Genomic DNA, 26,940 nt, shown 5'->3' on the forward strand with positions numbered 1-26,940 from the left:
GCAACCGTGGCGCAGATGGCAGAGCTGCCTGAGGCCGTTATTCGCAAGATGGCAGAGGAGAACGGTGTTGACGTTTTGTAACATCGTATCAGAGAGATAAAAGCACCCCGCAGGGTGCTTTTTTGTGTGCGGCTATTTCCATCACACGTTGAATGCGTTATAATGACAGAATGACTTTTCGGGAATGACAGGGAGGGCAGCATATGGCGATGGTTCCAAAGCTCAATACGACAATATTCGAGGGAGAGATTCCGTTCAAGGTGGCGGCGCCGTTCGAGCCGATGGGGGATCAGCCGCAGGCGATTGCCGATCTCGCGGGCGGGATCGAGAACGGCATGACGGCACAGGTGCTGCTCGGCGCGACGGGCACGGGCAAGACCTACACGATGGCAAAGGTCATCGAGCGTGTGCAGCGTCCGACCCTCGTCATCGCGCACAACAAGACGCTCGCGGCGCAGCTGGCGAGCGAGTTCAAGTCCTTCTTTCCGGACAACTACGTCGGCTACTTTGTCAGCTACTACGACTACTACCAGCCCGAGGCGTACATTGCGCAGACGGACACCTACATCGAGAAGGATGCGTCGATCAACGACGAGATCGACGAGCTGCGCCACTCCGCGACCTGCTCGCTGTTCGAGCGGCGCGATGTCATTATCGTTGCGAGCGTGTCCTGCATCTATGGTCTCGGCTCGCCCGAGAGCTATCATGAGATGGTGCTCTCCGTGCACAAGGGGCAGACGATTCCGCGTGAGGCGATCCTGCAAAAGCTCGTCTCCATCCGCTACGAGCGCAACGACATCGCGTTCGAGCGCGGGCGTTTCCGCGTGCGCGGCGACGTTGTGGAGATCTTTCCCGCGGGCTACAACAACCGCGGCGTGCGCATCGAGATGTTCGGCGACGAGGTGGAGCGCATCATCGAGTTCGATGTCATGACGGGCGATGTCTACGGCGAGCGCCTGCACTCGATGGTCTTTCCTGCGTCCCACTACGTCACCGAGGACGAGGATATGAAGATCGCGATGGCGGACATCCGTACGGAGCTTGCGGAGCGTTTGGACGAGCTCAAGGGCGCGGGCAAACTCCTCGAAGCGCAGCGGCTCGAACAACGCACGAACTACGACCTTGAGATGATCGAGGAGATGGGCTACTGCTCGGGCATTGAGAACTACTCGCGCCATCTGACGCATAGGAAGGCAGGGGATACGCCGTATACACTGCTCGACTACTTCCCCGAGGACTTCCTCATCATGATCGACGAGTCGCACGTCACACTGCCGCAGATTCACGCGATGTACGGCGGCGACCGCAGCCGCAAGATCTCGCTCGTGGATAATGGCTTCCGCCTGCCGTCCGCATTTGACAATCGCCCGCTGACGTTCGAGGAGTTCGCCGCGCGCGTCAACCAGATCGTCTACGTCTCGGCGACCCCCGGCAAGTACGAAATACAGCAGGCGCAGCAGGTCGCGCAGCAGATCATACGCCCGACGGGGCTGCTCGACCCCGTGGTGGAGGTGCGCCCGCTCGACGGGCAGATCGACGACCTCCTCTCGGAGATTCGCCTGCGCATCGAGCGCAACGAACGCGTCCTCGTCACAACACTCACAAAGCGCATGGCGGAGAACCTCACCGAGTACCTGCGCGAGGCGGGCGTCAAGGTACGCTACCTCCACTCGGACATTGCGACCATCGAGCGCGCGGAGATCATCCACGACCTGCGTGCGGGCGAGTTCGATGTACTCGTCGGCATCAATCTCCTGCGCGAGGGTCTGGATATGCCCGAGGTCTCGCTCATCGCCATCCTCGACGCGGACAAGGAGGGCTTCCTGCGCTCGGACACGGCACTCATCCAGACCATTGGGCGCGCCGCGCGCAACGCGGGCGGGCACGTCATCATGTATGGCGATGTCGTCACGGGCTCGATGCAGCGTGCAATCGACGAGACGGAGCGCCGCCGCACGATACAAAGCGAATACAACGAGGCGCACGGCATCACGCCCAAGACGATCGAGAAACCCATCGTGCCGCTGATCGAAATGACCCTTGTCGCCGCCGAGGAGAAATCGCCCTACGGCAAAAAGGACGCAAAGGGCAAGAAGAAGCTCGGCAAGAAGGAGCGCGAGAACCTCGTCAAGAGCCTCCTGCGCGAGATGCAGCAGGCATCGCGCGCCCTCGAATTCGAGCGCGCGGCAGAACTGCGCGATATGATTGTGGAACTCGAAGGCGAGCTGCCGAAGAAGAAAAAATAGGAAAAATAGGGGAAAATGAACGAAAGCATCAAAATCGAAGGGGCGCGTGCCCACAATCTGAAGAATATCAACGTGGAGATTCCGCGCGACAAGCTGGTCGTGGTAACGGGGCTGTCCGGCTCGGGCAAGTCCTCGCTCGCCTTTGACACGATCTACGCCGAGGGGCAGCGCCGCTATGTCGAGTCGCTGTCGGCGTACGCGCGGCAGTTCCTCGGGCAGATGGACAAGCCCGACGTGGACAATATCGAGGGGCTGTCACCCGCAATCTCCATCGACCAGAAGACGACGAGCCACAACCCGCGCTCGACGGTGGGCACGGTGACGGAGGTCTATGACTATCTGCGCCTCCTCTACGCGCGCGCGGGGCGTCCGCACTGCCCGAGCTGCGGCAAGCCCATCGCACAGCAGAGCGTCGATCAGATGGTGGATGCCATCATGACGCAGCCTGAGGGGACGAAGCTCCTCATCATGGCGCAGCTCGTGCGCGGGAAAAAGGGCGAGCACCGCAAGATCCTCGACCAGATCCGCCGCGACGGCTATGTGCGCGTGCGCATCGACGGGGAACTGCGTGACCTCGGCGAGGAGATTGCGCTCGAGAAGCAGAAGAAGCATACGATCGAGATCGTCGTTGACCGTCTTGTCGTGCGTGCGGGTATGGAGAGCCGTCTGACAGACTCGCTTGAGACAGCGCTGCGTGCGGGCGGCGGTGTGGTCTACGTGCAGGTGGTGGACGGGGAACTCCTCATGTTCAGCGAGAATTTTGCCTGCGTGGACTGCGGCATTTCGCTCCCCGAGATTGCGCCGCGTATGTTCTCGTTCAACAGTCCGTTCGGCGCGTGTCCCGTCTGTACGGGACTCGGCAGTCACAAGGAGTTTGACCCCGATCTCGTCGTGCCTGACCCGACCCTCAGCGTGGCGGACGGCGTATTTGCACCACTGTCGAAGAATCCGAACTCCTACGGCATGCGCGCAATCACGGCACTCCTCCGCGCGCATGACTATGACGAGCACACGCAGTGGAACCGCATGGACAAGAAGACGCAGCAGATGCTCCTCCACGGCTCGGAGGAGTATGTCTCCTTCCAATATACGAATATGTTTGGCGAGGAAAAGGAGTACAACGTGCCCTATGAGGGCGTGCTGCCCGCGCTTGCGCGCCGCTATCGCGAGACGGACTCCGAGGAGATGCGCGAGAGCTACGAGGACTATATGACGGACACGCCCTGTACGGCGTGTCACGGGGCGCGTCTCAAGCCCGAGACACTTGCCGTCACCGTCGGCGGCAAGAACATTGCCGAGCTCACGGCGCTCACGATCCGAGAGGCGGATGCATTCCTCACGGAGGCGGAGAAGGATTTTTCCCCACGCGAGGCGAAGATTGCCGTGGAGATTCTCAAGGAGATTCACGCGCGTCTCAACTTCCTCCTCGATGTGGGGCTCGACTATCTCACGCTCTCACGTGCGGCGGGGACACTCTCAGGAGGCGAGGCGCAGCGCATCCGACTCGCGACGCAGATCGGCTCGGGGCTGATGGGCGTACTCTACATCCTCGACGAGCCGAGCATCGGTCTGCACCAGCGCGACAACAACCGTCTGCTCGCGACCCTGCGCCATCTGCGCGACCTTGGCAATACGCTGATCGTCGTCGAGCATGACGAGGACACGATGCACGCCGCCGACCACATCATCGACATCGGTCCGGGGGCGGGCGAGCATGGCGGCGAAGTGGTCGCCGAGGGGACGGCGGCGGAGATTATGAAGAATCCCGCCTCCATCACGGGGCAGTACCTCGCACGCAGGAAGTTCATCCCCGTGCCCGCCGAGCGGCGCAAGGGCAACGGCAATGTGCTCGAAATCGTGGGTGCGGCGGAGAACAATCTCAAGAACATCAACGTGAAATTCCCGCTCGGGACGCTGACCCTCGTCACGGGTGTCTCCGGCTCGGGCAAGTCGACGCTCGTCAACGAAATCCTCTATCGCGGCGTCGCCTCGCGCCTCTACCGCGCGAAGGGGAAGCCTGGCAAGCACAAGAAGATCAAGGGGCTTGAGCACATCGACAAGGTTATCAACATCGATCAGCAGCCGATTGGGCGCACGCCGCGCTCGAATCCCGCGACCTATACGGGCGTGTTCGACGCGATTCGCGACCTCTTTAGTCAGGTCTCGGAGTCGCGCATGCGCGGCTACAAGGCGGGGCGGTTCAGCTTCAACGTGAAGGGCGGACGCTGCGAGGCGTGCCGTGGGGACGGCATCCTCAAGATCGAGATGCAGTTCCTCCCCGATGTCTACGTCCCCTGTGAGGTGTGCAAGGGCGCGCGCTACAACCGCGAGACGCTCGAGGTACACTACAAGGGCAAGACCATCGCCGAGGTGCTCGACATGACCATCGAGGAGGCGGTGACGTTCTTCCGGAATGTGCCGCGCATCGCACGCAAGCTCGAAATCATCCGCGACGTGGGGCTTGGTTATATTCGTCTCGGACAGCCCGCGACGACGCTCTCGGGCGGCGAGGCGCAGCGTGTGAAGCTCGCAACGGAGCTGTCGAAGCGCAGCACGGGCAAGACGCTCTACATCCTCGACGAGCCGACGACAGGTCTGCATGCGGCGGACATCCACAAGCTGCTCGTGATATTGCAGCGGCTCGTCGACGGCGGCGATACGGTCGTTGTCATCGAGCACAACCTCGACGTGATTAAGGCGGCGGACTATGTCATCGACCTCGGCCCCGAGGGCGGCGTGCGCGGCGGGACGATTGTCGCAAAGGGAACGCCCGAGCAGATCGTTGAAGTGCCTGAGTCTTATACAGGACAATTTTTGAAGCCGCTGCTTGAAGAGAAACATCCCCTTTGAGCCTCCCCTCATCTCGGACGGGGGAAGCTAATCCGTTTCCAAAGCCTCCCCCGCCGCAGCGGGGGAGGGGAACCATGCGGAGCATGGTGGAAGGGGCGCCTTGGACGGCTTATGCTTCTCTATGTAAGAAAGTCGTATGCGCCCCCCGTCACCCAATCCATAAATGAACTGAAAAAGAAGGTAATGTAATGCTGATTCTAGGGCAGATGATCGTATTCTTTCTGATGATCTTTGCGGGGGCTCTTGCACGCCGCTACAAGATCATCATTCCGAACAATCAGGAGCAGTTCTCCTCGCTGATTGTCAACATTGCGTGTCCGTGCCTCATCATCTCGGCAGCGATGCACGCAGAGGAGCACATGGGTCTTGAACAGGTCATCGAGACGTATACTGCATATGCTGTTCTTCTCGCGATGATGTGTATCGCCGGCTTCCTGCTGCCGCTGATCCTGCGCTATCGCGGACGTCTGCGCGGCGCGGTGAATCTCTCATTCTGGTTCAACAATTCCCTCTTTATGGGGCTGCCGCTCGTGCAGGGGGTATACGGCGATCAGGCGGTCGTCTACATGACACTCTTCTTCATCCCTGTGAATCTGCTCTTTTTCGTGTACGGCGTTTCCTCCATCAGCATCCACAAGCGTCGCGGGCGTGAGATGTTCCGTATGCTGCTGAATCCCGGCATCATCGCGTCGCTGATTGCGTGCGTGATTTACTTTGCCGAGATTCCGACAAACCCATTGCTCATGCAGGCGTTTACTATGATCGGGGCGATGACCGCGCCGCTCGCGATGATGATGATCGGCGCGTCGCTCAAGGACATCCATATGCGTCATATGTTGACCGACCGCAAACTGCTCGTCTATACTTTCCTCAAGGCGGTTGTCCTGCCAATTCCGATTCTCTTTGCGATGAAATTCTTCGTTACGAATCCCTACATCCTCGGATGCAGCCTCGTCATTGTCGCTGCACCGACGGGCGGCATGGTCGCGATGGTGGCACTGCTCTACAACAAGGTCGCCTATCCGCTCATGACAGAGATCATCGCACTCTCGACGCTGATCTCCGTGGCGACAATTCCGCTTGTGTCTATGATTACGGGGCTGTGATTTGCCCCAAAGGAGGCATATTTGCTCAGCGCGTTGACAATTTTCATGCTCGTCGTGCTCGCCTGTCTTGGACTGTCTGTCTTCTTCCTGCGTTATCTTGCGTCGGGCAGAGCACTCCTTGCGGTGCGCATCGGAGTTGTTGTTTTTGAAATTGCGGGGGTCGGCGGGCTGTTCTATCTGTTCAGCACGCACCGCACGGACGGTTGGGCGGGACTTCTGACGCTGCCGATCATCCTCTTTCTCGTTGGGCAGCTGATCGTCCTCGCCCTTGTCGTGCTTGTCGTCCTCCTGCGTTTTCTCTGGCGTAGCACACGCGGCGTTCCGTATTCTGCGGAGCGGCGGCGCGTACTGAAAAACGCGGCGCTCTATCCTGCGGCGGGCTTTCTCCTCAGCAGCTACGGCGCATTTATCGAGCGAAAGCATACGGTACGACGCGACTATATGATTCCTGTCAAAAATCTTCCGCCCGAGGCGGACGGCATGGTAATCGCGCAGATCAGCGACGTGCATCTCGGGACGTATTTCTCCGTGGAGGAGTTCGACGCGCTGCTTGCGGAGGTTGCGCGCGGCGGTGCCGATCTCCTCGCCGTGACGGGGGATGTCTTCGACGACGAGCCGCTGAACGAGGCGGCGGCTGAGGTGCTTGCCGCGCACGCGGGCGACTGGCGCGATGGCATCTGGTACTGCATCGGCAACCACGAATACTATCGGAATGCGCGCCCGCTCGTCGACCGCATGCAGCGCGAGGGACGTGTGCACGTCGTTCGGAACAGTGCGACGCAGGTCGCGGGGCGCGGCACGCTCTGGATTGCGGGCACGGACTATCCGTTTGCGCGCGGCGAGGCGTTCTATCCTGAGAAAGAGGCGTACTTTGCGGCGGCGATGCAGGATGTGCCTGCAGATGCGGTGACGGTCTTGCTCGCGCATCATCCCGAGTTCATCGACGATGCGGCGGCGCATGGCGGCGTGCCGCTGACGCTGACGGGGCACACGCACGGGAGTCAGTTCGGCATCCTCGGTCAGCCGCTCTTTCCCGTGTTCAAGTACACGCGCGGCATGGTGCGCATCGGTGAGAATTACGGTTACGTCCACACGGGCAACGGCAGCTGGTTCCCGCTGCGGATCGGCTGTCCGCCGGAGATTGCATATTTTAGATTGGAGAGAGTAAGCGATGAGCTGGATGGATGACTACACGGCAATCCGCGAGGACATTCACACGGGGTATATCTACGAGGCGATAGAGGCAATTCTTTACATGCGCGCCCACGAGGAGATCCCCGCAGACGAAGAGTGGCGCTTCTCCGAGATGATGGGCGCGTGCTGCGGTGCACTCGCCGATACGGAGGGCGCAATTGCCGCGTATTTCGAGGCAGCGACGGAGGACAAATATCTGCGCAGTCAGCGCTCGCATTTCTCCAACTATCTCTATCTCTGTCATGCCGTCCCGAATCTGACGCCGAAGGAGCTCAAGGCGCAGTTCAATATGTATGCGACGCTCTACCGTCACGAGGAGCCGCTTCCGCTGCGTGCGGACGTTCATCATGCACGTCTGCGCATCGGCTTCATTGCACAGCACTTCCTCGGCTCTTCGTCCTCCCTCTTCTACGAAGGACTCATGCGCGGGCTGACGGAGAAATTCGATGTCTACGCATACGCGCTCGACGACCGTGCGGATGATTTTACGGAGGAACTGTGCGGCGCATTGAACTATCACGCGCTCGCCAATCGCTCCATCGAGGAGCAGGCGGAGGCAATCCGCGCGGATGAGATCGACGTGCTCTTCGACCTCGGCGGGCATACGGATGGCGGCATGACCCTCATGGTGCTTGCACGCCGTCCCGCACCCGTACAGATCTCAGGGATCGGTTGGTTTGCGACAACGGGCGTGCCGTTCGTCGACGGCTTCCTGACGGATGCGGTGCTGTCCCCTGCGGGCGCGGAGGAGTTCTACAGCGAGCAGCTTCTGCGGCTGCCGCACGCATTCCACTTCACACCGGATGCGGCGATGCGTGCGAGCACGGTGACGGAGCGTCCCGCAGATGCGCCCGTGACGTTCGGCGTCATGCAGAACTTTATGAAGATCAATGAGGAGTCGCTGAAACTCTGGGGGCGCATTCTGAAAAAGCTGCCGAAATCGCAGCTCGTCCTCCAGGATGCCGCCGTGGACAGCCCGCTGCGCGTGACGACAATCCTTGAGATGATCGAGGGGCTGAAGCTGCCCGCAAAGCGCATCTTCGTCCGCACGGGCAAGCGCGACTACCTCGGGGACTACGGGGACATCGACATCGCGCTCGACACATTCCCGTATGCGGGGGGCGCGTCGACGGCAACGGCGCTCTACATGGGCGTACCCGTCGTCACCCTGCGCGGGGAGACGCATCATGCATCGCGGCTCGGTGCGGCGATGCTCACGGCGGCGGGGCATGCAGACTGGATTGCGGACGACGCACGCGCCTATGAACAGCTTGCCGTGCAGATGGCGGAGGACATCGTTGCCGTGCGTGCGCGTCGCGCAGACCTGCGCGCAGAGGTGGAGGCATCCGCTCTGATGGATGGGGCGCGCTATCTTGCAGCGTTCATATCGGAGATCGAACGGCTCTGGGCGGAGCGCGGGGACTTTGCGCTGTGAGGACGGAGCTGCTCGACCTCCTCGCATCGAGCGCGGAGCGTCTCCGCATCCTCATTGTCGACGGTTCGGAACATCTGGCGCGGCTGCGCGAGATGTATCCGAATGCGGAGATTCATGCCGTCACGCCCTACGTCGAAGTTGCCGCGCATGAGGCGCTTGCCGCGCTCGGCGTGCATATGCATGTACTCGACTGGCGGCGCGACCCGCTGCCGTTTGCGGAGGAGACGTTTGACCGCATTATCGCGGAGTTTGCCATCGAGTACGCCTATGAGCCCTATGACAGCCTCATCGCGCTGAACCGCGCGCTGCGGGAGACGGGGACGCTCTACACCTGCTACACGAACATACGCTATCATCGCGTCCTCGCTGCGCTGCGCGCAGGGGAATTCCGCGTGCGCGGCGACCGTCACCTCTACGCCAAGCCCGAGATCGTGCGTCTGCTGAACGATACCCTCTACAAGGAGATTCACTTCTTCGCGGGCGAGCGCGATGATGACCCGACGGTGGGGGAGGCGTGGGCAGAGGAGGGCTTTGCGAACGTCAGCGACGACCTCACGACGCGCACATGGCTCATCCGTGCCTCGCGCAGCACGGCGGAGGCGGCGAATCTCAAGCTCTTCTTTGCACAGGATGTGCGGAAGCGCATCGCGCGTCTGCTCCAACGCATCGAATACGATGTCGATGCGCGGGAGAGTGCGGCGGAGCTGCGTGCACTCTGCGCGCGCGAGGGTGTCTTTGCCGACTATCTCTCGGATTTCATCACGGAGGTCTGCGTGCATGAGGAAGTGGTACGGGCGGAGCTCGCGGATTTGCTCGGCAATCTTTAAGAGTAAACCTTAACAGAATATACAGTTGACGAAATAGAAAACCTGCCTTATAATAGACGCGATAAATACAATCTATTATGAGGCAGGGATTTTTTTATGCGCGAACATCGTATTGCAGAGCTCACCCGAAAGATTATCGCGGGCTACCGCGTGAGCCGTGAGGACGATCGCTCCATCTTTATGGACACGCCGATCGAGGAACTGAGTGAGGGGGCATATCGCCTGCAAAAACAGTTCTGCGGCAACCATATCGATCTGTGCACGATTGTCAACGGGCGCAGCGGGCGCTGCGGCGAGGACTGCAAATACTGTGCGCAGGCGGGGCGTCACAAGACGGGCGTTGACACCTACAACTTTCTCCCGCAGGAGGAGATCATCGCGCACGCAAAGGCAAATCAGGATGCGGGTGCAAACCGCTTCTCCATCGTCACCTCGGGCGGTGCGCTCTCGGGTGCGGAGTTTGAGAAGGCGCTCGACACCTACAAGGAGATGCGGCGCACGCTCTCGATCGAGCTGTGTGCCTCGCACGGGCTGCTCACGCGCAGCCAGTTCCGCCGCCTGCGCGAGGTCGGCGTGACGAGCTATCATCACAACATCGAGACCTCCGAGCGCTACTTCCCGGAGATCTGCACGACGCACAGCTACGCCGACCGCATCCGCACGATCAAGATGGCGCAGGCAGAGGGGCTCTGTGTCTGCTCCGGCGGCATCATCGGCATGGGGGAGACGTGGGAGGATCGCTTCGATATGGCATTCGCCCTTCAGGAGCTCGGCATCGAGTCCATCCCGCTCAACTCGCTCATGGCGATTCCGGGAACGCCGCTCGAACACCTCGCGCCGATCTCGGGTGAGGACATCCTGCGTACGATTGCCATCTTCCGCTTCATCAACCCGACCGCGAACATCCGCCTCGGCGCAGGGCGCAAGTTGCTCCCCGAGAACGGTGCGACGGCGTTCCTCGCGGGTGCATCCGCCTCCATCACGGGCAATATGCTCACCACCTCGGGCACAACGATTGCAGAGGACATGGAGCTGATCCGCGAACTCGGCTTCACGAACCGCAACGAGGATTGCAGCGTGTCGACAGGCACCTGCGGAGCACGGTAATTCTTCCAATATTTACATAGATGGGTCTGTTGTGCGCGTTTATCGGACTTCGCGCTTGCGAAAAATTGATAAAAACAGTAAAATAAAAGAGGAGGAGGCGATTCACATAGAGCGCAAAGAACGGTATCTGAATAAGATCAAACAGCTTCGTCTGATTGACGACACCTTCTTCAACAGTTGATGCACGATTTTTTCTGCACCAATCCGAACGATATGTATAGCGCAGTGCTCGCGGAGCGAGCGCGCTTTTTCAAAGAAAGTGAAGAGGGGGTTACAACGATGTGCAGAGTAATGGAAGAACTCTATAACGAAGGTGTTGCGGAAGGGCGCGAAGAAGGGCGCGAAGAAGGACGCGAAGAAGGGCGCGAAGAGGGCGCGGAAGCCGAGCGTCTAAGAGGCATCAAGAGCCTTATTCAAAGTCTCGGGATTACGGCAGATGCCGCGATGAATGCTCTCGGCATCGATCAGGAGCAGCGCCCCAAATATCTGGCGCTGCTATAGGCGACACACTACAAAAATAAATGGGGATGTTGCGCGAAGTCGTTTTGACTCGTGCAGCATCCCCTTTTGCAATGCATTCTCGATTCTGCGACGCGATGAAACACATCACTTTCGTGTATGTTATCGTCACTTTCTGCAATTTTGTGTGATACATCCATAAAAATGCTATAATATAAGAAAACACTTAGAACCAACGGAATATGATCGGTTCGGATAGAGAAAGGAAGTCGCAATATGAAAGCCTCATCAAATGCACATCTGCGCCGCACACTCCTCTGTGCGCTCGTTGCGGGGAGTATCGCTGCGCCGTTTGCCGCGCAGACGGCGTATGCTCTCCCCATCGAGGGCGCACACGCCGAGACGAATGCGGGGGAGGCGAATATCTCCACGAGCGGCACAGTTATGGACATCGTTGGCAAGACGGAGCACAATATTCTCAAATGGGAGGACTTCTCTGTCGATTCGGGCGAGAAGGTACGCTTCGATAACGGTACGCAGACAAAGGACTATCTGAACCTCGTCACGGGCGAGGGTGCGTCGAACATCTACGGCACGATCGAGGGCGGCAGGAGCATCTACCTCGTCAATCCGCACGGCATCCTCTTCGCCGCAGGCTCACAGGTGAATACGGGCGCACTCTATCTCTCGACGGCGAATCCCGCTGATATTGCCGCAGCAACGAATACATTCAAGGCAAACGGCACGAGTCCGCTCTCCGCGACCGCACAGATGGGCGACGTGCTGAACCTCGGCACGGTAAAGGCAAGCAAACTCTACATCGAGGGCAAGAAGGTCACCGTCCTCAACACGGATGCGGTCACGGACGCAAACGGCACGGCACTCACGGGGGCGAACGTCACGATTCGCAGCGCACAGACGCCGCATATCGGCTACGATGTCGGGCATAAAACGACGGAGAATATCGACGTGAACGGCACAGCGACGCCGTACGATGTTGCCGACTACGCGAGCACAAACGCCGACCATCACAAGGCATCTGCAAGCGCACGCGGGTGGGATGTGGCGAACCTCGGCGGCACGGCGCATACGGACTATGACTATATGCGCGTGCACGACGTCTACGACCTGCAGAATATCAATGCGAAACGGGACGGCAGATACATCCTCGCCGGCGACATCGACGCGACGGCGACAACGCATTGGAACAGCGGCGAGGGCTTTGCGCCGCTTGGAAATGGGGGCAACGCATTTACGGGACGATTGGACGGCGCGGGGCACACGCTGCGGGGGCTGTATATCAATCGTCAGGATGACTTCGAAATCGGGCTGTTTGGCTCTGTCAAGGGGGCGACCATCGAAAATCTTTCCCTCCGGGATGGCAATGTGAAGGCGGAGGATTACGTGGGCGGTATTGTAGGGGTTGCAGAGGAGGCTGTCATTCGGAACGTCTCATACGCCGGGACGGTCGACGGAGGGCGTGTGGTCGGCGGCATTGTGGGAGGGGCGAACGGCGGTAGTATTCAGAACGCATGGAATGCGGGCACGGTCGAAGGGGAGAGCTCTGTCGGCGGTATTGTGGGAGTGGCGGACAAAGGCAGTACTTTTCAGAATGTCTGCAATACGGGCGCTATCAGCGGGGTTGTGACTCAAAGCGGCGGCATTGCGGGATATATAGAGAACAGCAGGCTTCAGAATGCATGGAATACGGGGACGGTCACAGGGGATCAGCAGGTCGGCGGCATTGTGGGAGAGGCGAACGGCGGCAGCATTCGCCATGCCGTATGGAAGTCGGGCAGCGCAGGGCAGGCGGTCGGCGCATTGAGCAATGGGGCTGACGTGACGACGGATGTCAAGGTCGCTCCCGAGGCGGATATGAAACTGGCGGCGACATACACGGATTGGAAGGATGCGAACGGCAACGCCGTTGTTGCCACCGAGGGCGGTGTGGGTACGCCGTGGCGCATCTACGAGGGACATACTACGCCCCTGCTCACGGGTCTGATGAAGGGGACGAAGTGCCTTGCGAAAGTCTACGACGGCAAAACATTCGGGGATGGGGACGCGCACATCATCTCGGATACTCCCCTTGAGAAGAATGTCGGTACATACGATGCGCGCGGCATCTACAGTGATGCGTTCGGCTATGACCTCATCGGCAGCACATACAGGATTGCGCCGCGCGTGCTGACCATGAGCGGCGTCGCGGCACAGAGCAAGACCTACGACGGCACGACCGCCGCAGACGCAGCGCAGTTCCACGCAACGCTGAAGAACGTCGTCGCGGGTGAGGAGAGCCTTGTCTCGGCGACCGCCACAGGCGCGGCATACAACAGCAAGGATGTCGCGTCGGCAAATGCGGTCAGCTACACGCTCGCCCTGCGCGGTACGGGCGCGGGGAACTATCGTATCGCGCGCACCGTGCAGGGGACGGGCAGTATCACGGCGAAGCAGCTGAACCTCGCACTCATGGGCGGCGCGCGCTTTGACAAGACGTATGACGGGAATGCAAACGTCACGCAGACGCTCACGAAGGACGGGAACTATACCCTCACGAATTTCGTCAACGGTGAGGGCGCAGGCATTGCACTCGCACCCGTGACGGGTACATACACGGACAAGAACGCGGGCACGGGCAAAGCCGTGACCTTTGGCGGGCTGACGCTCACGGGCACGGGCGCGGGGAACTATTCCCTCTCTACGACCACCCTCACGACAACGGGCGACATCGCGAAGAGGGCGCTGACGCTCGAAGGGACGGCGGGCACGCAGTTCACCAAGACATACGACGGCAACGCGACCGTGACGCAGAACCTCGCGCGTGGTACGAACTATCGGCTTGCGGGCGTGGTCGAGGGCGAGGGCACAAACATTGTCGCGCTGAACGAATCCGCCGCACAGGGCGCATACGCGACGAAGGATGCACAGGCGGCGGGCATGCGGCAGAACGTCACCTTTACAAATCTCGCACTCACGGGTTCGGGGGCGGCGAACTATACGCTTGCAGCGCACAAGACCTTTGAGAACGCGGGCAGGATCACGCCGAGGGAGCTGAACCTCGCGCTCGCGAGCGGCGCACGCTTTGACAAGACCTACGATGGGAATGCGAACGTCACGCAGACACTCACAAAGGGAACGAACTATAGTCTCACGGGCTTTGTCACGGGCGAGGGCACGGGCATCGAACTCTCTGCCGTCACAGGAAAATACGCCGACAAGAATGCCGCCAGAGATAAAGCCGTGACCTTTGGCGGGCTGACGCTCACGGGCACGGGCGCGGGGAACTATGTGCTGAACAAGACCGCGCTCACGGGTACGGGCACGATCGCGCGGCGTGCGCTGACGCTTGGCGCAGTCGCGGCGCAGAGTAAGACCTACGACGGTAAGACCGACGCAGACGCATCGAAGTTCGGCGCGGTACTCGCGGGTGCCGTCGCAGGTGACCGTGTAACGGCGACCGCCACGGGTGCAACCTACAACGATAAGAACGTCGCCGGAGCAAGCAGGATCAACTATACGGGTGTCGCCCTCGCGGGTACGGATGCGGGGAATTACACGCTCGCCGCGATCGCCGCGCAGGGGGCGGGCAGTATCACGCACCGCGACCTCACGCTGACCGCCGACGCGCGGAGCATTGTGCAGGGCGAGGCGCTGCCCTCCTTTACGGGGCGTGCGGAGGGCTTCGCGGACGGCGAGGACGAGCGCGTATTCGGTACGGGCGGCATCACATTTGGCACGACGCTGACGAATACCGATACGCCGGGCAGCTATGGCGTTACGGGACGCATCGGCAGCACGAGCGACGGCGTGCTCGGCAACTATCGGATTCGACAGGCGGCGGGCAACGCGAACGCCTTCACCATCTACGCCGCAGACCTGCCGGGCGGTATACTCGCCTCGCTCGTGCAGGATGCTACGCCGCGCTTTGATATGGGCTTCGAGCGGGAGGTCTATGTATTCGGCTTGCCGCGTCCCGTCCCGACGGCAACGCTCGGCATCTATCGCTTTGCGGCGGCACGCGATATTAGCATCGAGGGAGTGCGCCTCGACTGAGGGGCTGCTCTCGGAGCGCCCCTTCCACCATGCTTCGCATGGTCCCCCTCCCCCGTAGCGACGGGGGAGGCTAATATGGCGTAATGCGGAAGCCTTCCGTTTCGACGGGGGAGGCTAATATGCCGTAATCCAAAGCCTCCCCCATTCGCAATGGGGGAGGTGGCACGCGCAGCGTGACGGAAGGGGCGCCACTTGCTTATGCGACATACTTACGATAGAGAATCTCTGTCGCTCAAAGCGCCCCTTCCACCGCAAGCGGTCTGCAACGCAAAAAGAGATTCCATTCGTCACGTTCGACGTTTGGAATCTCTTTTTTCTTGGAACGACGCATTATTTACAGATACGCCTCAAAGCGCTCCATATCGACAATCCGAATCGTGCGCCCCGCCGCCTCGATGATGCCCTCGCGCTGCATTGCACTCAGCTCGCGGGAGAGGGAGGGGCGGCTGACGGCGAGGTAGGCGGCGATGAACTCGCGGCTCACTGTGAGCGCGATGCGTCCCTGCTCGTCGATGTAGGGAAAGAGATAGCGGACGATCTTCTCGCGCAGCGAGCCGCTTGCGAGGATCTTGAGCTTTGTGTGCATGGCGTACGCCTTGCCCGCAAAGATTTTCATGAGATTACGCTGTACGATGAGCGCAAAGCGGCGCGGCGTCTCGTCGAGGTCGAGCGTGAAGAGGTGGCTCGAGACTTCGAGCAGCTTTACCTTCGTCACGGCGCGGACGTACATATCGTACGGGCGGCGCAGCACCTCGTAGACCTCGCCGAACATATCGCCGGGACGGTCAATCTCCGAGATGAAGATCTGCCGCCCCGAATACGTGTCCTTGAGGATGTGCACCTCGCCCTCAAGGAGAATGTAAAGCGAGTGGGGCATATCCCCATCGTGAAAGATGAACGCGCCCTTAGGATACGTGTGCAGCGTCACATCGCTCGAGGCGAGCAGCTCTGCGACCTCCTCCGCGTTCATGCCCTCGGCGAGGGATGTCTGCGCGAGGATGCGGGCGGCGTTTTCCTGATCGTTCGGCATATGGCACACTCCTGCATATACGAAAAAACCGCCCGTGGGGCGGTGTGATATCCATGGTGCTCACTGAGGGATTCGAACCCCCGACCCCCTCCATGTGACGGAGATGCTCTACCAACTGAGCTAAGTGAGCCTAAGAAAAAAATCCGCACAGATGCGGATGAGAAAACAAATGGTGGGGTTAACAAGATTCGAACTTGTGACCTCCTCGATGTCAACGAGACACTCTAACCAACTGAGCTATAACCCCATTTTCGCCGTTCATGTCCAAACGACAAGATGGATTATAGCAGATGAACAAGCACTCTGTCAACCCGTATTTTTGAATAGGGGGAGGATTTTGCAAGGTGTAAAGCGTGAAGTATATAGGAAGCACTGATAAATTCAGCACCGCCATCTTGACGCATCTTTTTTGCCCGCACTTTGTCGGCAAATCCTCCACAGAGCACCACTCTGCGTCCGGTTTGCCTCCTCGTTCGGACGAAAAAATCTACGCCAATCTGGCGGACTTCATTTTATCAGTGCTTCCTATAATCTTCCGTATGATATAGGATTACTGCTAATAATATTATGTAAAAGACATTGATTTCGATTAAATTTCCTTGACGTTTTATTTATTATATGATAACCTGCTGAATGACTTTGGGAATTAAATCACAATTCAATACTTTGCCGATCGGGTGCGCATTGCGCTTCATAGAGAAGCAGGTGAAAGACCTGCGCTGTCCCGCAGCTGTAATGCAGAGTCGACCTCAATATGTCACTGGGAAACCGGGAAGGCGAGGAAGACGAGGAAGCAGAGCCAGAAGAACTGCCCGATTGGAACGCTGTATCGTCCCTGCGAGAGACAGGAAGGCGCGATGTTTGTTTTATATGCCTTTTTGCCGAGGAGCAAGAAGGCTTTTTGTGTTGTATGGTGTGTGCATCTTTTGCTCGAAAGCATATCGGGAAAAGGGGATGGGGCTCAGGCGGAAGGAGAGGCGTATGGTCTGATGTGTCAACGTCGCGGATATAAGCACATAGCGGATCTGGGGATATTTTTTTCCCTTCTCGCTGTGATGTTTTGCATGATCTTGATGTTATCTCGATTCACAGTGACATCTTCGCCGGTGCATGACGTTCTGCCGGAGATACAGACGACAGAGCGCTGTGTGCAGACCTATAACTCACGCGGACAGCAGGAGATGTTGATCATCACACGTGAACCGCAGCGGATTGTGGTGATGGATTGGAACAACATTGAGATCCTCTTGGCATTGGGATTGGCGGATCGCATTGTATTAGCCTGCATGGAGCCTCCGCATACGACCGATTTACAGGAGCGGTATCCGGAGGAGTTTGCCAAGATACAGAAAATTGCTCCTGAGCGAGTGAGCCTGGAAATGATTCTGGCAGCGCAGCCGGATCTGATTTTCGCACGCCAGTCCGCATTTTCTGAGCGTAGACTCCAAACTACGGAATGGTGGCATAAACGTGGTGTAAACACCTATATTCCCGTGACCTCAAATACCAGAGAGAAACAGACCATCGAAAAAGAACTCCGATATATACGTGATGTTGGTATCGTGTTTGGCTGTTCGGAGCGGGCTGAGGCGATTGCAGCAGATATTTCCGCACAGATTGGACAGATACGAGAACAAACAGCGGGGAGAAGACAGGATCGGGTCATCGTTCTGGAAGGCGCACCGTCAAAATATGTGATTAACTATAATGCGCGTTGGCTCGTCGGTGATTTTCTGCACGCACTCGGCGCTAGTATGGTGACAGATGTGCAGTTTCGCGATGCGGAGACTTTATTGGTCTTGGATCCGGATGTTATCTTTGTGGAATATTTTGATGATACTACTGCATCTTTTGCAGATCAATTGATGCGTCATCCGGAATACCATTCGCTTAAAGCTGTGCAGGAAAAGCGTGTTTATCCTATTCCTGTGGAGTTTATGTATATGCCCGGTCTGCACACAGCAAAGGGGCTTTGCCTGTTTGCAAAAGGGCTGTACCCGGATATTGAGGAAACACTGATAAATTCAGCACCGCCATCTTAGCGCATCTTTTTTGCCCGCACTTCGGCGGAAAATCCTCCACAGAGCCCCACTCTGCGTCCGGTTTTCCGCCTTTTTCGGACGAAAAATCTACGCCAATCCGTGAGACTATTTTATCAGCGATTCCTGAATGCGATATGGAAATCAAAGGAGGTGTTTCAAAGACCGTATCAAATCGAGAATAATATGACACGAATGTTGGAAAGGATGATTCACATGAAAAAAAGAGTCGCTCTCCTCAGTATTCTGCTTGCAGGGTCTGTCCATCTGCCGGTCGTATATGGTGCGGCATCTGAGAGTAAGGATTCGTATTCTCTGCCGGATGTTTTTGTGTATGGCAATTATAAGGACGAAATTTTCCATGGCGGGCAAATTGTACGCAAGAACAATTTGGGCATTATTGGCAAGGCAGACTTTATGGATGTACCGTTTAATGTGATGAGCCTTTCGCAAAAGTCCATTGACATGAATCGCTCCTCCGGAAATACGCTCCTTGAGGTGCTTACCTTGGATCCCACGGTGACCTCTGACGGCGACAATACCTATAATGATGTGCATATTCGCGGCTATCGTCTGCGTTCGCAGGATTATTACATCAACGGCGTGCCGGGGATGCTCTCCCCTTCGTCGATTCCAACCAATTTTGTGGACCGGGTGGAGATCATTTCCGGGCCAAATACGCTGGTGAACGGGATCGGTAGTTACTCTGCCAGTGCGGCCGGCACTGTGAATCTCGTTCCGAAAATTGCGGAAGATGAGACGAAGATAGCCTTCCGGGAAACATTTTCCGGGAAGAGTCATTTTGCTCATGAACTGGATCTCGGGACACGCTTCGGGAAGAACAAGGAGTGGGGCGTTCGAGCCAATATCGGCATCGAGGATGGAGCAACGCGATTCCGAAATGAGAAATATAAGGAAAACAATGCTTTTGTCAACGTCGATTATCGGGGAGAGAAAACCTCCGCGCAGCTTTTGGTAGGACATCGAGAGGTACACCACAAAGGATGTCAGACAGGAATTCGACTGAATGGTCATTCTCTGCCAAAACCGCCGCAGGGGGATGCAAACTTTCAGCCTTCGTGGGGAGAATACAGTCATGCCAACGATATTGTGACGTTTTCTTTGGAGCAGCGGCTCAATCCCTCGACAGAACTGTTTTTTAAGTGCGGGTATCATACCGATGAGTGGGATCCCGTGATCGTTATGTACTATCCAAAGTTGACCGATGAAAAAGGGAATTTTACGGCCGGTGTGGAGCTGATTCGGGAGAACAAAACCTTTCGCGGATATGCCGGCGGCGTTCGTCTGAAAGCCGATACCGGTCAGATGCATCACGATATTGTGTTGAGCGCGGACCGGTTGGAGGGCGAGGAATGGATTGAGTATGATATGGATTACTATGATGATCTGATTCCTCCTTATACGGGGAATATTTACGACAAATCCTCTTTTGATCGGATGATCCCGCCAAAGGGGCCGAATTGGGGGTATCACGATGATATCGACGATACGGTCATGAAGGGAATCAGCTTTGTCGATCGCATCGTCACTGCTGATGACAAATGGTCTTTTTTGCTCGGCCTTCGTCATCAGGTTGTTTCACAGGGAAAAAATGACAGCTCCAAGTATAGTCCAAATTTCGGACTGATGTATGCACTGAGTCCCAATGTGAAGGTTTATGCCAACTACATGGAAAGTCTTGGCAGGGGAAGAAAGGTAGGCAGACGATATGCCAACAGGGGAGAGTATCTGCCGCCACAGACCACCGAGCAATACGAGCTTGGTGTGAAATGGGATGCCAAGCGTTTGGGAGGGAGTTTCAGCATTTTTTCCGTGGAGCAGGAGAATCTCCATGTTGATGCGAGTAATCGGTATGGTTATAACGGCCGACAAAAAAATCAAGGGGGACAAGTGACGGTATTCGGACACGTAACGCCAAAACTCAATCTCCTTGGTGGGATAATGTATCTGAATGCCAAGCAAAAGGGCGGAACAAATGACGGTAGGACGATCGCGGGGATCCCAAAATGGAATTTCACACTCTCTACCGAATATCAGATGAACGAGGAATGGTCACTGACGGGACGTATGGTGGCGAATAGTAATGCTCCTATGAATCCGCTTGTAAGCAAGCATGTACCGGGGTGGTGGCGACTGGATCTCGGGGCGCAGTACAAGCGTACATTTGCGAATGGAGATGCGCTGCGCGTGGGACTCAATGTGTTTAATGTGTTGAACAGGGAGTATTGGGTCGTTCAAGATGCCGTTGCGGAATCTGTTTCGATGCATGGTCCGCGCAGTCTGGTACTTTCTATGGCGTATGATTTCTAAGAAGTATTGTCATACCGGAAACAGAATGTGAGTACGGGAACGTCCCTGTACTTGGACATTGTGTCTGTGATGTATAGGAATCGCTGATAGATGTAGCCGCGCCAAGATGGCGGACTTCATTTTATCAGCGATTCCATAGATGTATTCATGGATGTTTCGTCAAAGGAGAGTCGGCAAATGAGAAAGAAGATTCGTGAGGGTGCGGCGCTTGGCGTTCTCTTGTCATCCGTCCTGTACGGGGGGGTGAATGTTCACGCACAAGAGATTCCTGCGCGTGATTCTGTTGAGGAGAACGATTCGTCAACTTTATATACGACAAAGGATATTGAGGTCACAGGTGCGCTCAAAGATCCGTTTGGCAATGTTATAACGGAGCAGTCCTATTATCGGACGGGCGGCGATGTGAATATCATTGATCGGGATATGCTGGAGAAGCGTCATTACGATCAGCTCAGCGATGCGCTGCGGCAAGTGCCGGGCGTACAGATCAAGACGCCGGGGTACCGCGGAGGGGAATTTGAGTATACACAAACCCACAGCATTGTGGCAATCAATGGAGACGACCGTGTTGTTGTGCTCGTGGACGGGCGCCGCATGGACAACTCTGTGGGCAGTGTCGTTTCGGGGCAGTCGTCAAGTGCTTCGAAGTCGGTCATAGACATCAATCAAGTTACGAATATTGATAACATCGAAAAAATAGAGGTCATCAAAGGACCCGGCGCGTCGTTTTACGGTTCGGATGCCACCGGCGGCGTTATCAATATCATCACGCGCAAGGGGACAGATCATGCCGCCGGTTCCCTTGACATATCTACCGGCTCGTGGAATCGGCACAATTATAAATTGAACTACGGCGGCAGTATGGATCAAGGGAAGCTGAAATATTTCTTTACACTTGGTCGCGAACTGGGGGGAGACGCAAGATACAAGGACGGGCTTAGCGGCAATACGTATACGTATGTCAATACGGGATACAAAGAAGCGTTCTTCAACGGTCGGGTCGATTATGACATCGACGCCACGCACGCGCTTCGAGCTGCATTCAGTCACATGCAGAGCGATGCGGACTATCCCCTTACGGCGCCTGATCATAAGTACTTCAATGCAGCGGATTGGAATCGCATCAAGGATGATTATTTCAACAATGATAAATCTGGCGATATTGACAATCCGGGCTATCGTACGCTGTGGTATATGTGGGCGTGGACGGGGGCTTATAATGCCTACAACAAGAATAATCTCGATCTGACCTATATTTTCCACCGAGAAAATGGCATGGAGAGTTTTGTTCGATATTACGAACAGCATGAGCGCTATTGGGGATCTTTCGGGGCGGGTGATCGGGAGGATTCGCCTGTGCCGGATACGCCTGAGTGGCGTGAGTGGGCAAAGAAGAATTATCGAACGAGGGCGCGCAGGTCTTGGTTTGATCAACTGCAAAACAAAGGGGTTCAAGTCCAAGTGGGCAAGACCTTTGGCAAGCATGATGTCCTTTCTTCCTGGACTTTCGATCAGTCGAACTACTATGACACGCATGTGAGGACAGGAAAGGTGATGAACGTCAAACGCGATTCGATCGTGGGGTATGTTCAGGATAAAATTATGCTTTCCGACCGGTGGGAACTGACGCCGTCTCTTCGCTTTGCTCATTACAGTGATGTGAGTCATATATCGCGTGATGGGGTTCACAGTGTCGGCGGCGCTTCATCGAATACGATTACACCCTCGCTCAATACGCAGTACCGTTTCGAGAAAGGGACGAGTGCGTATCTTGGCTACAGTCGTGTGCACAGGCCGCTCAAACCGTTTGATTATACGTCAAAGAATGGTCCCGATCCGGCGAATTTGCAGGATGAGAAGGGGGATGTGTGGACGATTGGCGTGCGGCACGATTTTTCGCCGAACACGACCGCCTCGATTCATTACGACTATACGAATATGAGCAACGCAATCGTTCGATACAGTGTTTGGGATAAGGCGGCTCACGATTTCAAACTGAAACGCGTCAACGCGAAGGAGGTCAAGAAATCGATCAATCTTTCCCTACAGCATCGCTTTAGTCCGCATTTGACCTTTACGGCAAGTTATTCCCATGCATTCGATAAATTCTCTGCAAAGGATGGCATGACGTTTGATCCGGAGCTGAAATGGACGCAGGGAAATGTCAATTCGGCGATCAACCATCTGCGTCCCGCGAACACATATACGGCAGATCTGGCATATGAGAATGGAAAACTTTATACCTCACTGGCGGGAACGTGGTACACGGGCTGCAACACGATGGCATACACCAGCAGACGTGCGCTTGTCCTTGATCTTAATGTCAGCTACGCACTGCAAAGGGATTTGTCCCTATATGCCTCGGTCACGAATCTGACCAATCAGGCGTATGAGACGGTCTATACCAGCTATCTTGGGAAAGGAAGCTGGCCGCAGCCGGGGAGGCACTTTATGCTTGGGATGAAGTATAAATTCTAATTGCTTGGAAGGATATGGAGCGGCAAGCGCGTCATTTTTGACTGCTTGCCGCTCATTGGCGTAAGGAAGCAAACGATATGAAAAAGCTCCTCATCCTGTTTGTGCTGATGGCGGGACTGTCAATTTTTTTGGCGGCGAGAAATGGCGGGGAGATCGCTCCGGAATGCTCGCCGCAAGATGTGCGCGAACAAGGAACCCTATACGAGCCTGTGGAGATTGAGACCTTTGACTCAGCGAAGAAGTCCGTTCGGATTCGGTTTGACAAGATACCAACGCGCGTTCTCGTATATGAGGTCAATACGTTGGAGACGCTGCTGGCCTTTGGGCAGGGGGATAAGATTCTCAGCGCTTCATTAAATACGTCCGGGGAGACGTATGCGCGTCTGAAGAAGGAATATCCGGAAGAACTGGCAAAAATACGACATATTTCACAGCAGGAAATCACGAGAGAGCAGGCGATTGCCTATCAACCGGATTTTATTCTGGGATGGAAGTCCACATTTTCACCGAGACGCTATGGGCGGACAGAGTGGTGGCAGGAGCGCGGTGTGAATACCTATATTGTTGCAACTTCCAATCATGTGGTGAAGTGCGGGACAATCGAGGACGAGTGTAAGTTTTTGGACGATATGGGGCGCATATTTGATGTTTCGGAGAAGTCAGAGGCTCTGATCGCAGCGATTCATGCGGAAACGGAATCCGTCGAGAAGAGTGTTGCAGACGAGAAAAAGCAGAATGTCATGGTTGTTGAGGTGGGTAAAAGTGAAATTATGAACTATGATGACGGTTGGATTGTCGGGGATATGGTGCGGCGTCTGGGTGGTTATATGCCGGTCAAGAGTCCATCTGTGGGAGCGGAGGATTTGCTGGCACAGGATCCGGACGTTATTTTTGTCGTTTACTTTAACTCCCGGCATCGCGAGGAATCGGAGCAGTTCTTTCAAAATGTCCGATTTAATTCACTGCAGGCATCGCGCAACCAGAGAATCTATATGCTGCCGTTCTGGTATATGTATACTCCGGCAGTGAATACACTGGATGGCATCAGAGCCATCAAAAAGGGGTTGTATCCGGAATTATGAATCGTACAGACTTGCAGCAAGCAATCATCCTGATTCAATTGGTTATTATTCTGCTTATCAGTATGGCAGGGGCTCTGACGTTTGGAACCGTATCCCTGTCCGTCGGTGATATTATATCTGCGGTTTATGATTCCCTGCGAAGCGACATTCCCATTGATGCAGCGGGACAGGGAGCACTCCATGATATTGTCTGGCTGCTGCGTATGCCTCGCATCTTGATGGCTGCGTGTATTGGTGCGGGGCTTGCAATATCGGGGGTCATCATGCAGGCGATTGTGAAAAATTCGCTTGCCGACCCCTATATTCTGGGCGTTTCCTCGGGGGCATCCCTCGGTGCAACGGCAGCAATTTTGCTTGGTGTCGGTGTATCACTGGGTGAGAACTTCGTCGGGATCTCTGCGTTTATCGGTGCCTTTGCGATATCTCTTGCGATTGTCTTTATTGCGAATATGGGCGGGCGTGCGAATGCCGTGAAGCTCCTGCTTGCGGGTATGGCACTGAGCGCCGTATGCAGCGCGTTTTCGAGCTTCATTGTCTACTTTGCGAACGATAAGGACGGCATCCAATCCATCACATACTGGCTGATGGGGAGCATGGCGGGGGCGAAATGGTCGACGTTGCAGGTGATGATCCCGATGAGTATTGTCATACCGCTCTTTTTCTACACGCAGTCAAAGATTTTGAATTTGATGCTCCTCGGAGATGATACGGCGATCACGCTCGGCGTGGATCTGCATAGATATCGGCAAGTTTATCTGCTGGTCAGTGCACTTCTCGTTGGTTTTGCGGTCTATGCAGCGGGCATGATCGGCTTTGTCGGACTTATCGTCCCGCACGTCAGCCGCATGCTGGTCGGCGCAGATCACAGGAGACTGCTGCCGATTGCAGCGCTTTCCGGCGCAATCTTTCTTGTCTGGGCAGATGTGCTCTGCCGCATTATCATTCCGCAGACCGAGCTTCCGATCGGCATTCTGATCTCGATGATCGGGGCGCCCTGTTTCATCTATCTGATGGTGAAGCGGACGTATGGCTTTGGCAGCGCGTAGAGGGGAGCATAGGATCTGTATGAAAAAGCGGATGGTACGAGTCCGGTCGCTGATTTTTTGGACGCTCTTGATGCGAAGATGTATGCGAAAGCTGCAAGAACCATTCATCTGCTGGAACTAGGGAAGCACTGATAAATTCAGCACCGCCATCTTAACGCATCTTTTTTGCCCGCACTTCGTCGGCAAATCCTCCACAGAGCACCACTCTGCGTCCGGTTTGCCTCCTAGTTCGGACGAAAAAATCTGCGTCAATCTGACGGACTTCATTTTATCAGTGATTCCCTAAAAGGACATCAACTTCGTGCTCCGCACTCGAAGGAACTTGTAGATGGCATTATGGAACTGCGTATTTCTTTCGGCGGGAATATTACACGGGTACTTTATTTCTTTGTCATCGGAAATACGGCTGTCCTTACGAATGGCTTTGTGAAAAAGACGACACAGACTCCGGCGCAGGAAATCACGCGCGCAAAAGAATATCGCGATGACTACCAGAGGAGATGCTTACCATGATGAGTTTTGCTGAATACCATCGTAAAAAGATGGAAGATCCCGAATTTAAGAGGGAATATGATGCGCTAGAAGGTTGGTTTCAAGAAGAGCTTGCGGCACAGGAAACATCGGAGCGTCATGCTGAGCAGACAGATACACACAGGAGCGGAAAGCAACCGCTTGCACCGCATGTCTCGTTTGCATGAGCTTTACGTATGAAGTGCATGGATTTGTTTGACGATGTTCAGTAGTTTAGACAGAAAAAACGACGTCTGCCGTTTGGCAAACGCCGTTTTTTTTATACATAGGTTTATTTTTTTCGGCGCGGTTTCTTGCGCTCGCCTGTTTCCTGCACTGCTTTCGTGGCGGGCGCAGACCGCATCCCAAGCCAGAGGAAGATGGCGAGGGCGGTGAGGCCGAAGCCGAGGCTGGTCATTTGGGCGCTTGTGAAGAGTCCGAGGTACTTCTCCGTGTAGTCGCCGCGCAGGTACTCAAGTGCGAAGCGCACGAGGCTGTAGAGCATGACGTAGAGGGCGAAGCACTGTCCGCGTGCGTGTCCGCGTGCGCGGAAGATGAGAAGCAGGGCAAAGATGACGATGTCGAGCTGCCCCTCCCAGACCTCCGCCGGCCAGAGCGGCTGCGCACCGTAGGTGTGGTGCGCGAGGGTGCTGTCGGGGTAGAGGATGCCGTAGCTACTGCCTGTCGGTGCGCCGAAGGCATCCCCGTTGAGGAGGTTTGCGCAGCGGCCGAGTGCCTGTCCGAGGACAATCGCAGGAGCGGCAATGTCCATAAAGTGGATGGTGTCGAGCTTGTGTTTCCGGCTGTAGAGGATGCCGACGAGCACACCGAGAAAGACACCGCCCTGGATCGCCATGCCGCCCTGCCAGACGTTCAGAATCTCTGTGAGGTGGTGCTGGTAGTAGTCCCAGTCAAAGAAGAACACGTCCCAGAGGCGCGCACCGAGCAGACCCGCGATGCCGCAGTAGATGCCGAGATCGGGAACGTGCTTTTCGTAGCCGCGTCCGTCTACCTTTGCGAGGAAGTAGCCGACGCCCGTCGCGAGCAGGATGGAGAGCGAGATGACGACACCGTACGAGCGGATGGGAAAGTCGCCGATGTAGAAGAGATATTGATGCAAGGGCTGCCTCCCTACTCCGCTGCAAAG

General features: G+C 56.3%; 17 protein-coding genes, 2 tRNA genes, 1 pseudogene and 1 riboswitch. Of the genes and pseudogenes, 16 read left to right on the plus strand and 4 right to left on the minus strand.

Going from position 1 to position 26,940, the window contains the following annotated elements:
• The first annotated feature begins 203 nt into the window (after nucleotides 1-203).
• The 9 genes from uvrB to AXF19_RS07935 all read left to right on the plus strand — a co-directional run bounded on the left by uvrB (nucleotide 204) and on the right by AXF19_RS07935 (nucleotide 15,277).
• Complete coding sequence (gene uvrB / locus AXF19_RS07895) at nucleotides 204-2,246, plus strand: excinuclease ABC subunit UvrB (RefSeq protein WP_066847292.1); 2,043 nt, start codon at nucleotides 204-206, stop codon at nucleotides 2,244-2,246.
• A gap of 15 nt (nucleotides 2,247-2,261) precedes the next feature.
• Nucleotides 2,262-5,096 carry an excinuclease ABC subunit UvrA gene (gene uvrA, locus AXF19_RS07900; protein WP_066847294.1) on the plus strand — a complete coding sequence of 945 codons (2,835 nt, stop codon included), beginning with the start codon at nucleotides 2,262-2,264 and terminating at the stop codon, nucleotides 5,094-5,096.
• A 188-nt stretch (nucleotides 5,097-5,284) separates the two neighbouring features.
• Nucleotides 5,285-6,202, plus strand: a complete 918-nt coding sequence (locus tag AXF19_RS07905) for an AEC family transporter (protein WP_066847298.1) — start codon at nucleotides 5,285-5,287, stop codon at nucleotides 6,200-6,202.
• A gap of 45 nt (nucleotides 6,203-6,247) precedes the next feature.
• Nucleotides 6,248-7,390, plus strand: coding sequence for a metallophosphoesterase (locus AXF19_RS07910; protein WP_066850140.1), 1,143 nt, complete (start codon nucleotides 6,248-6,250; stop codon nucleotides 7,388-7,390).
• Entirely contained in the window at nucleotides 7,374-8,831 is a 1,458-nt protein-coding gene (locus AXF19_RS07915) for an O-linked N-acetylglucosamine transferase, SPINDLY family protein (RefSeq protein WP_066847301.1), read from the plus strand. The genes AXF19_RS07910 and AXF19_RS07915 overlap by 17 nt, the downstream gene beginning before the upstream one ends.
• Complete coding sequence (locus AXF19_RS07920; RefSeq protein ID WP_066847304.1) at nucleotides 8,828-9,658, plus strand: methyltransferase domain-containing protein; 831 nt, start codon at nucleotides 8,828-8,830, stop codon at nucleotides 9,656-9,658. Before AXF19_RS07915 ends, AXF19_RS07920 begins: the two co-directional genes overlap by 4 nt.
• Nucleotides 9,659-9,754: 96 nt before the next feature.
• A complete protein-coding gene (gene bioB, locus AXF19_RS07925) occupies nucleotides 9,755-10,765 on the plus strand; it encodes a biotin synthase BioB (protein WP_066847307.1) in 1,011 nt (336 codons plus the stop codon).
• Between the two features lie 291 nt (nucleotides 10,766-11,056).
• Complete coding sequence (locus tag AXF19_RS07930; protein WP_237141551.1) at nucleotides 11,057-11,266, plus strand: Yae1 family protein; 210 nt, start codon at nucleotides 11,057-11,059, stop codon at nucleotides 11,264-11,266.
• Between the two features lie 234 nt (nucleotides 11,267-11,500).
• Nucleotides 11,501-15,277 (plus strand): YDG domain-containing protein, encoded by a 3,777-nt coding sequence (locus AXF19_RS07935; RefSeq protein ID WP_066847313.1) that lies wholly within the window; start codon nucleotides 11,501-11,503, stop codon nucleotides 15,275-15,277.
• Nucleotides 15,278-15,611: 334 nt separating this feature from the next.
• On the opposite strand, the gene AXF19_RS07940 is transcribed toward AXF19_RS07935, so the two are convergent.
• From AXF19_RS07940 to AXF19_RS07950, 3 genes are all read right to left on the minus strand, one after another.
• On the minus strand, nucleotides 15,612-16,307 hold the full coding sequence (locus AXF19_RS07940; RefSeq protein WP_066847315.1) for a Crp/Fnr family transcriptional regulator: 696 nt from the start codon (nucleotides 16,305-16,307) through the stop codon (nucleotides 15,612-15,614).
• Between the two features lie 54 nt (nucleotides 16,308-16,361).
• A tRNA-Val gene (locus AXF19_RS07945) sits at nucleotides 16,362-16,437 on the minus strand.
• 40 nt (nucleotides 16,438-16,477) lie between these two features.
• Nucleotides 16,478-16,554: transfer RNA gene (locus AXF19_RS07950), tRNA-Val, on the minus strand.
• A gap of 411 nt (nucleotides 16,555-16,965) precedes the next feature.
• Nucleotides 16,966-17,137: riboswitch (cobalamin riboswitch) on the plus strand.
• 27 nt (nucleotides 17,138-17,164) lie between these two features.
• Here AXF19_RS07950 and AXF19_RS07955 point away from each other — a divergent pair.
• The 7 genes and pseudogenes from AXF19_RS07955 (at nucleotide 17,165) to AXF19_RS07985 (ending at nucleotide 25,981) form a co-directional block, all read left to right on the plus strand.
• Nucleotides 17,165-18,349: an ABC transporter substrate-binding protein gene (locus AXF19_RS07955; protein WP_066847317.1), complete on the plus strand. Its 1,185-nt coding sequence runs from the start codon at nucleotides 17,165-17,167 to the stop codon at nucleotides 18,347-18,349.
• 213 nt (nucleotides 18,350-18,562) lie between these two features.
• Entirely contained in the window at nucleotides 18,563-20,677 is a 2,115-nt protein-coding gene (locus AXF19_RS07960; protein ID WP_172837373.1) for a TonB-dependent receptor, read from the plus strand.
• Nucleotides 20,678-20,854: 177 nt separating this feature from the next.
• Nucleotides 20,855-23,155 (plus strand): TonB-dependent receptor plug domain-containing protein, encoded by a 2,301-nt coding sequence (locus tag AXF19_RS07965; RefSeq protein WP_066847322.1) that lies wholly within the window; start codon nucleotides 20,855-20,857, stop codon nucleotides 23,153-23,155.
• Between the two features lie 77 nt (nucleotides 23,156-23,232).
• A complete protein-coding gene (locus AXF19_RS07970) occupies nucleotides 23,233-24,237 on the plus strand; it encodes an ABC transporter substrate-binding protein (RefSeq protein WP_066847325.1) in 1,005 nt (334 codons plus the stop codon).
• Between the two features lie 62 nt (nucleotides 24,238-24,299).
• Complete coding sequence (locus AXF19_RS07975) at nucleotides 24,300-25,283, plus strand: FecCD family ABC transporter permease (protein ID WP_442983687.1); 984 nt, start codon at nucleotides 24,300-24,302, stop codon at nucleotides 25,281-25,283.
• Between the two features lie 285 nt (nucleotides 25,284-25,568).
• Nucleotides 25,569-25,796, plus strand: a pseudogene (locus AXF19_RS07980) (type II toxin-antitoxin system RelE/ParE family toxin); the annotation flags it as partial.
• Nucleotides 25,793-25,981, plus strand: a complete 189-nt coding sequence (locus AXF19_RS07985) for a hypothetical protein (protein WP_066847337.1) — start codon at nucleotides 25,793-25,795, stop codon at nucleotides 25,979-25,981. The pseudogene AXF19_RS07980 and the gene AXF19_RS07985, both read left to right, overlap by 4 nt.
• Nucleotides 25,982-26,085: 104 nt before the next feature.
• On the opposite strand, the gene lgt is transcribed toward AXF19_RS07985, so the two are convergent.
• Nucleotides 26,086-26,913, minus strand: coding sequence for a prolipoprotein diacylglyceryl transferase (lgt, locus tag AXF19_RS07990; RefSeq protein WP_066850143.1), 828 nt, complete (start codon nucleotides 26,911-26,913; stop codon nucleotides 26,086-26,088).
• Nucleotides 26,914-26,940: the final 27 nt, after the last annotated feature.

It is taken from the genome of Selenomonas sp. oral taxon 126 (genome assembly GCF_001683335.1).
Taxonomy (GTDB): Bacteria; Bacillota; Negativicutes; order Selenomonadales; family Selenomonadaceae; genus Centipeda.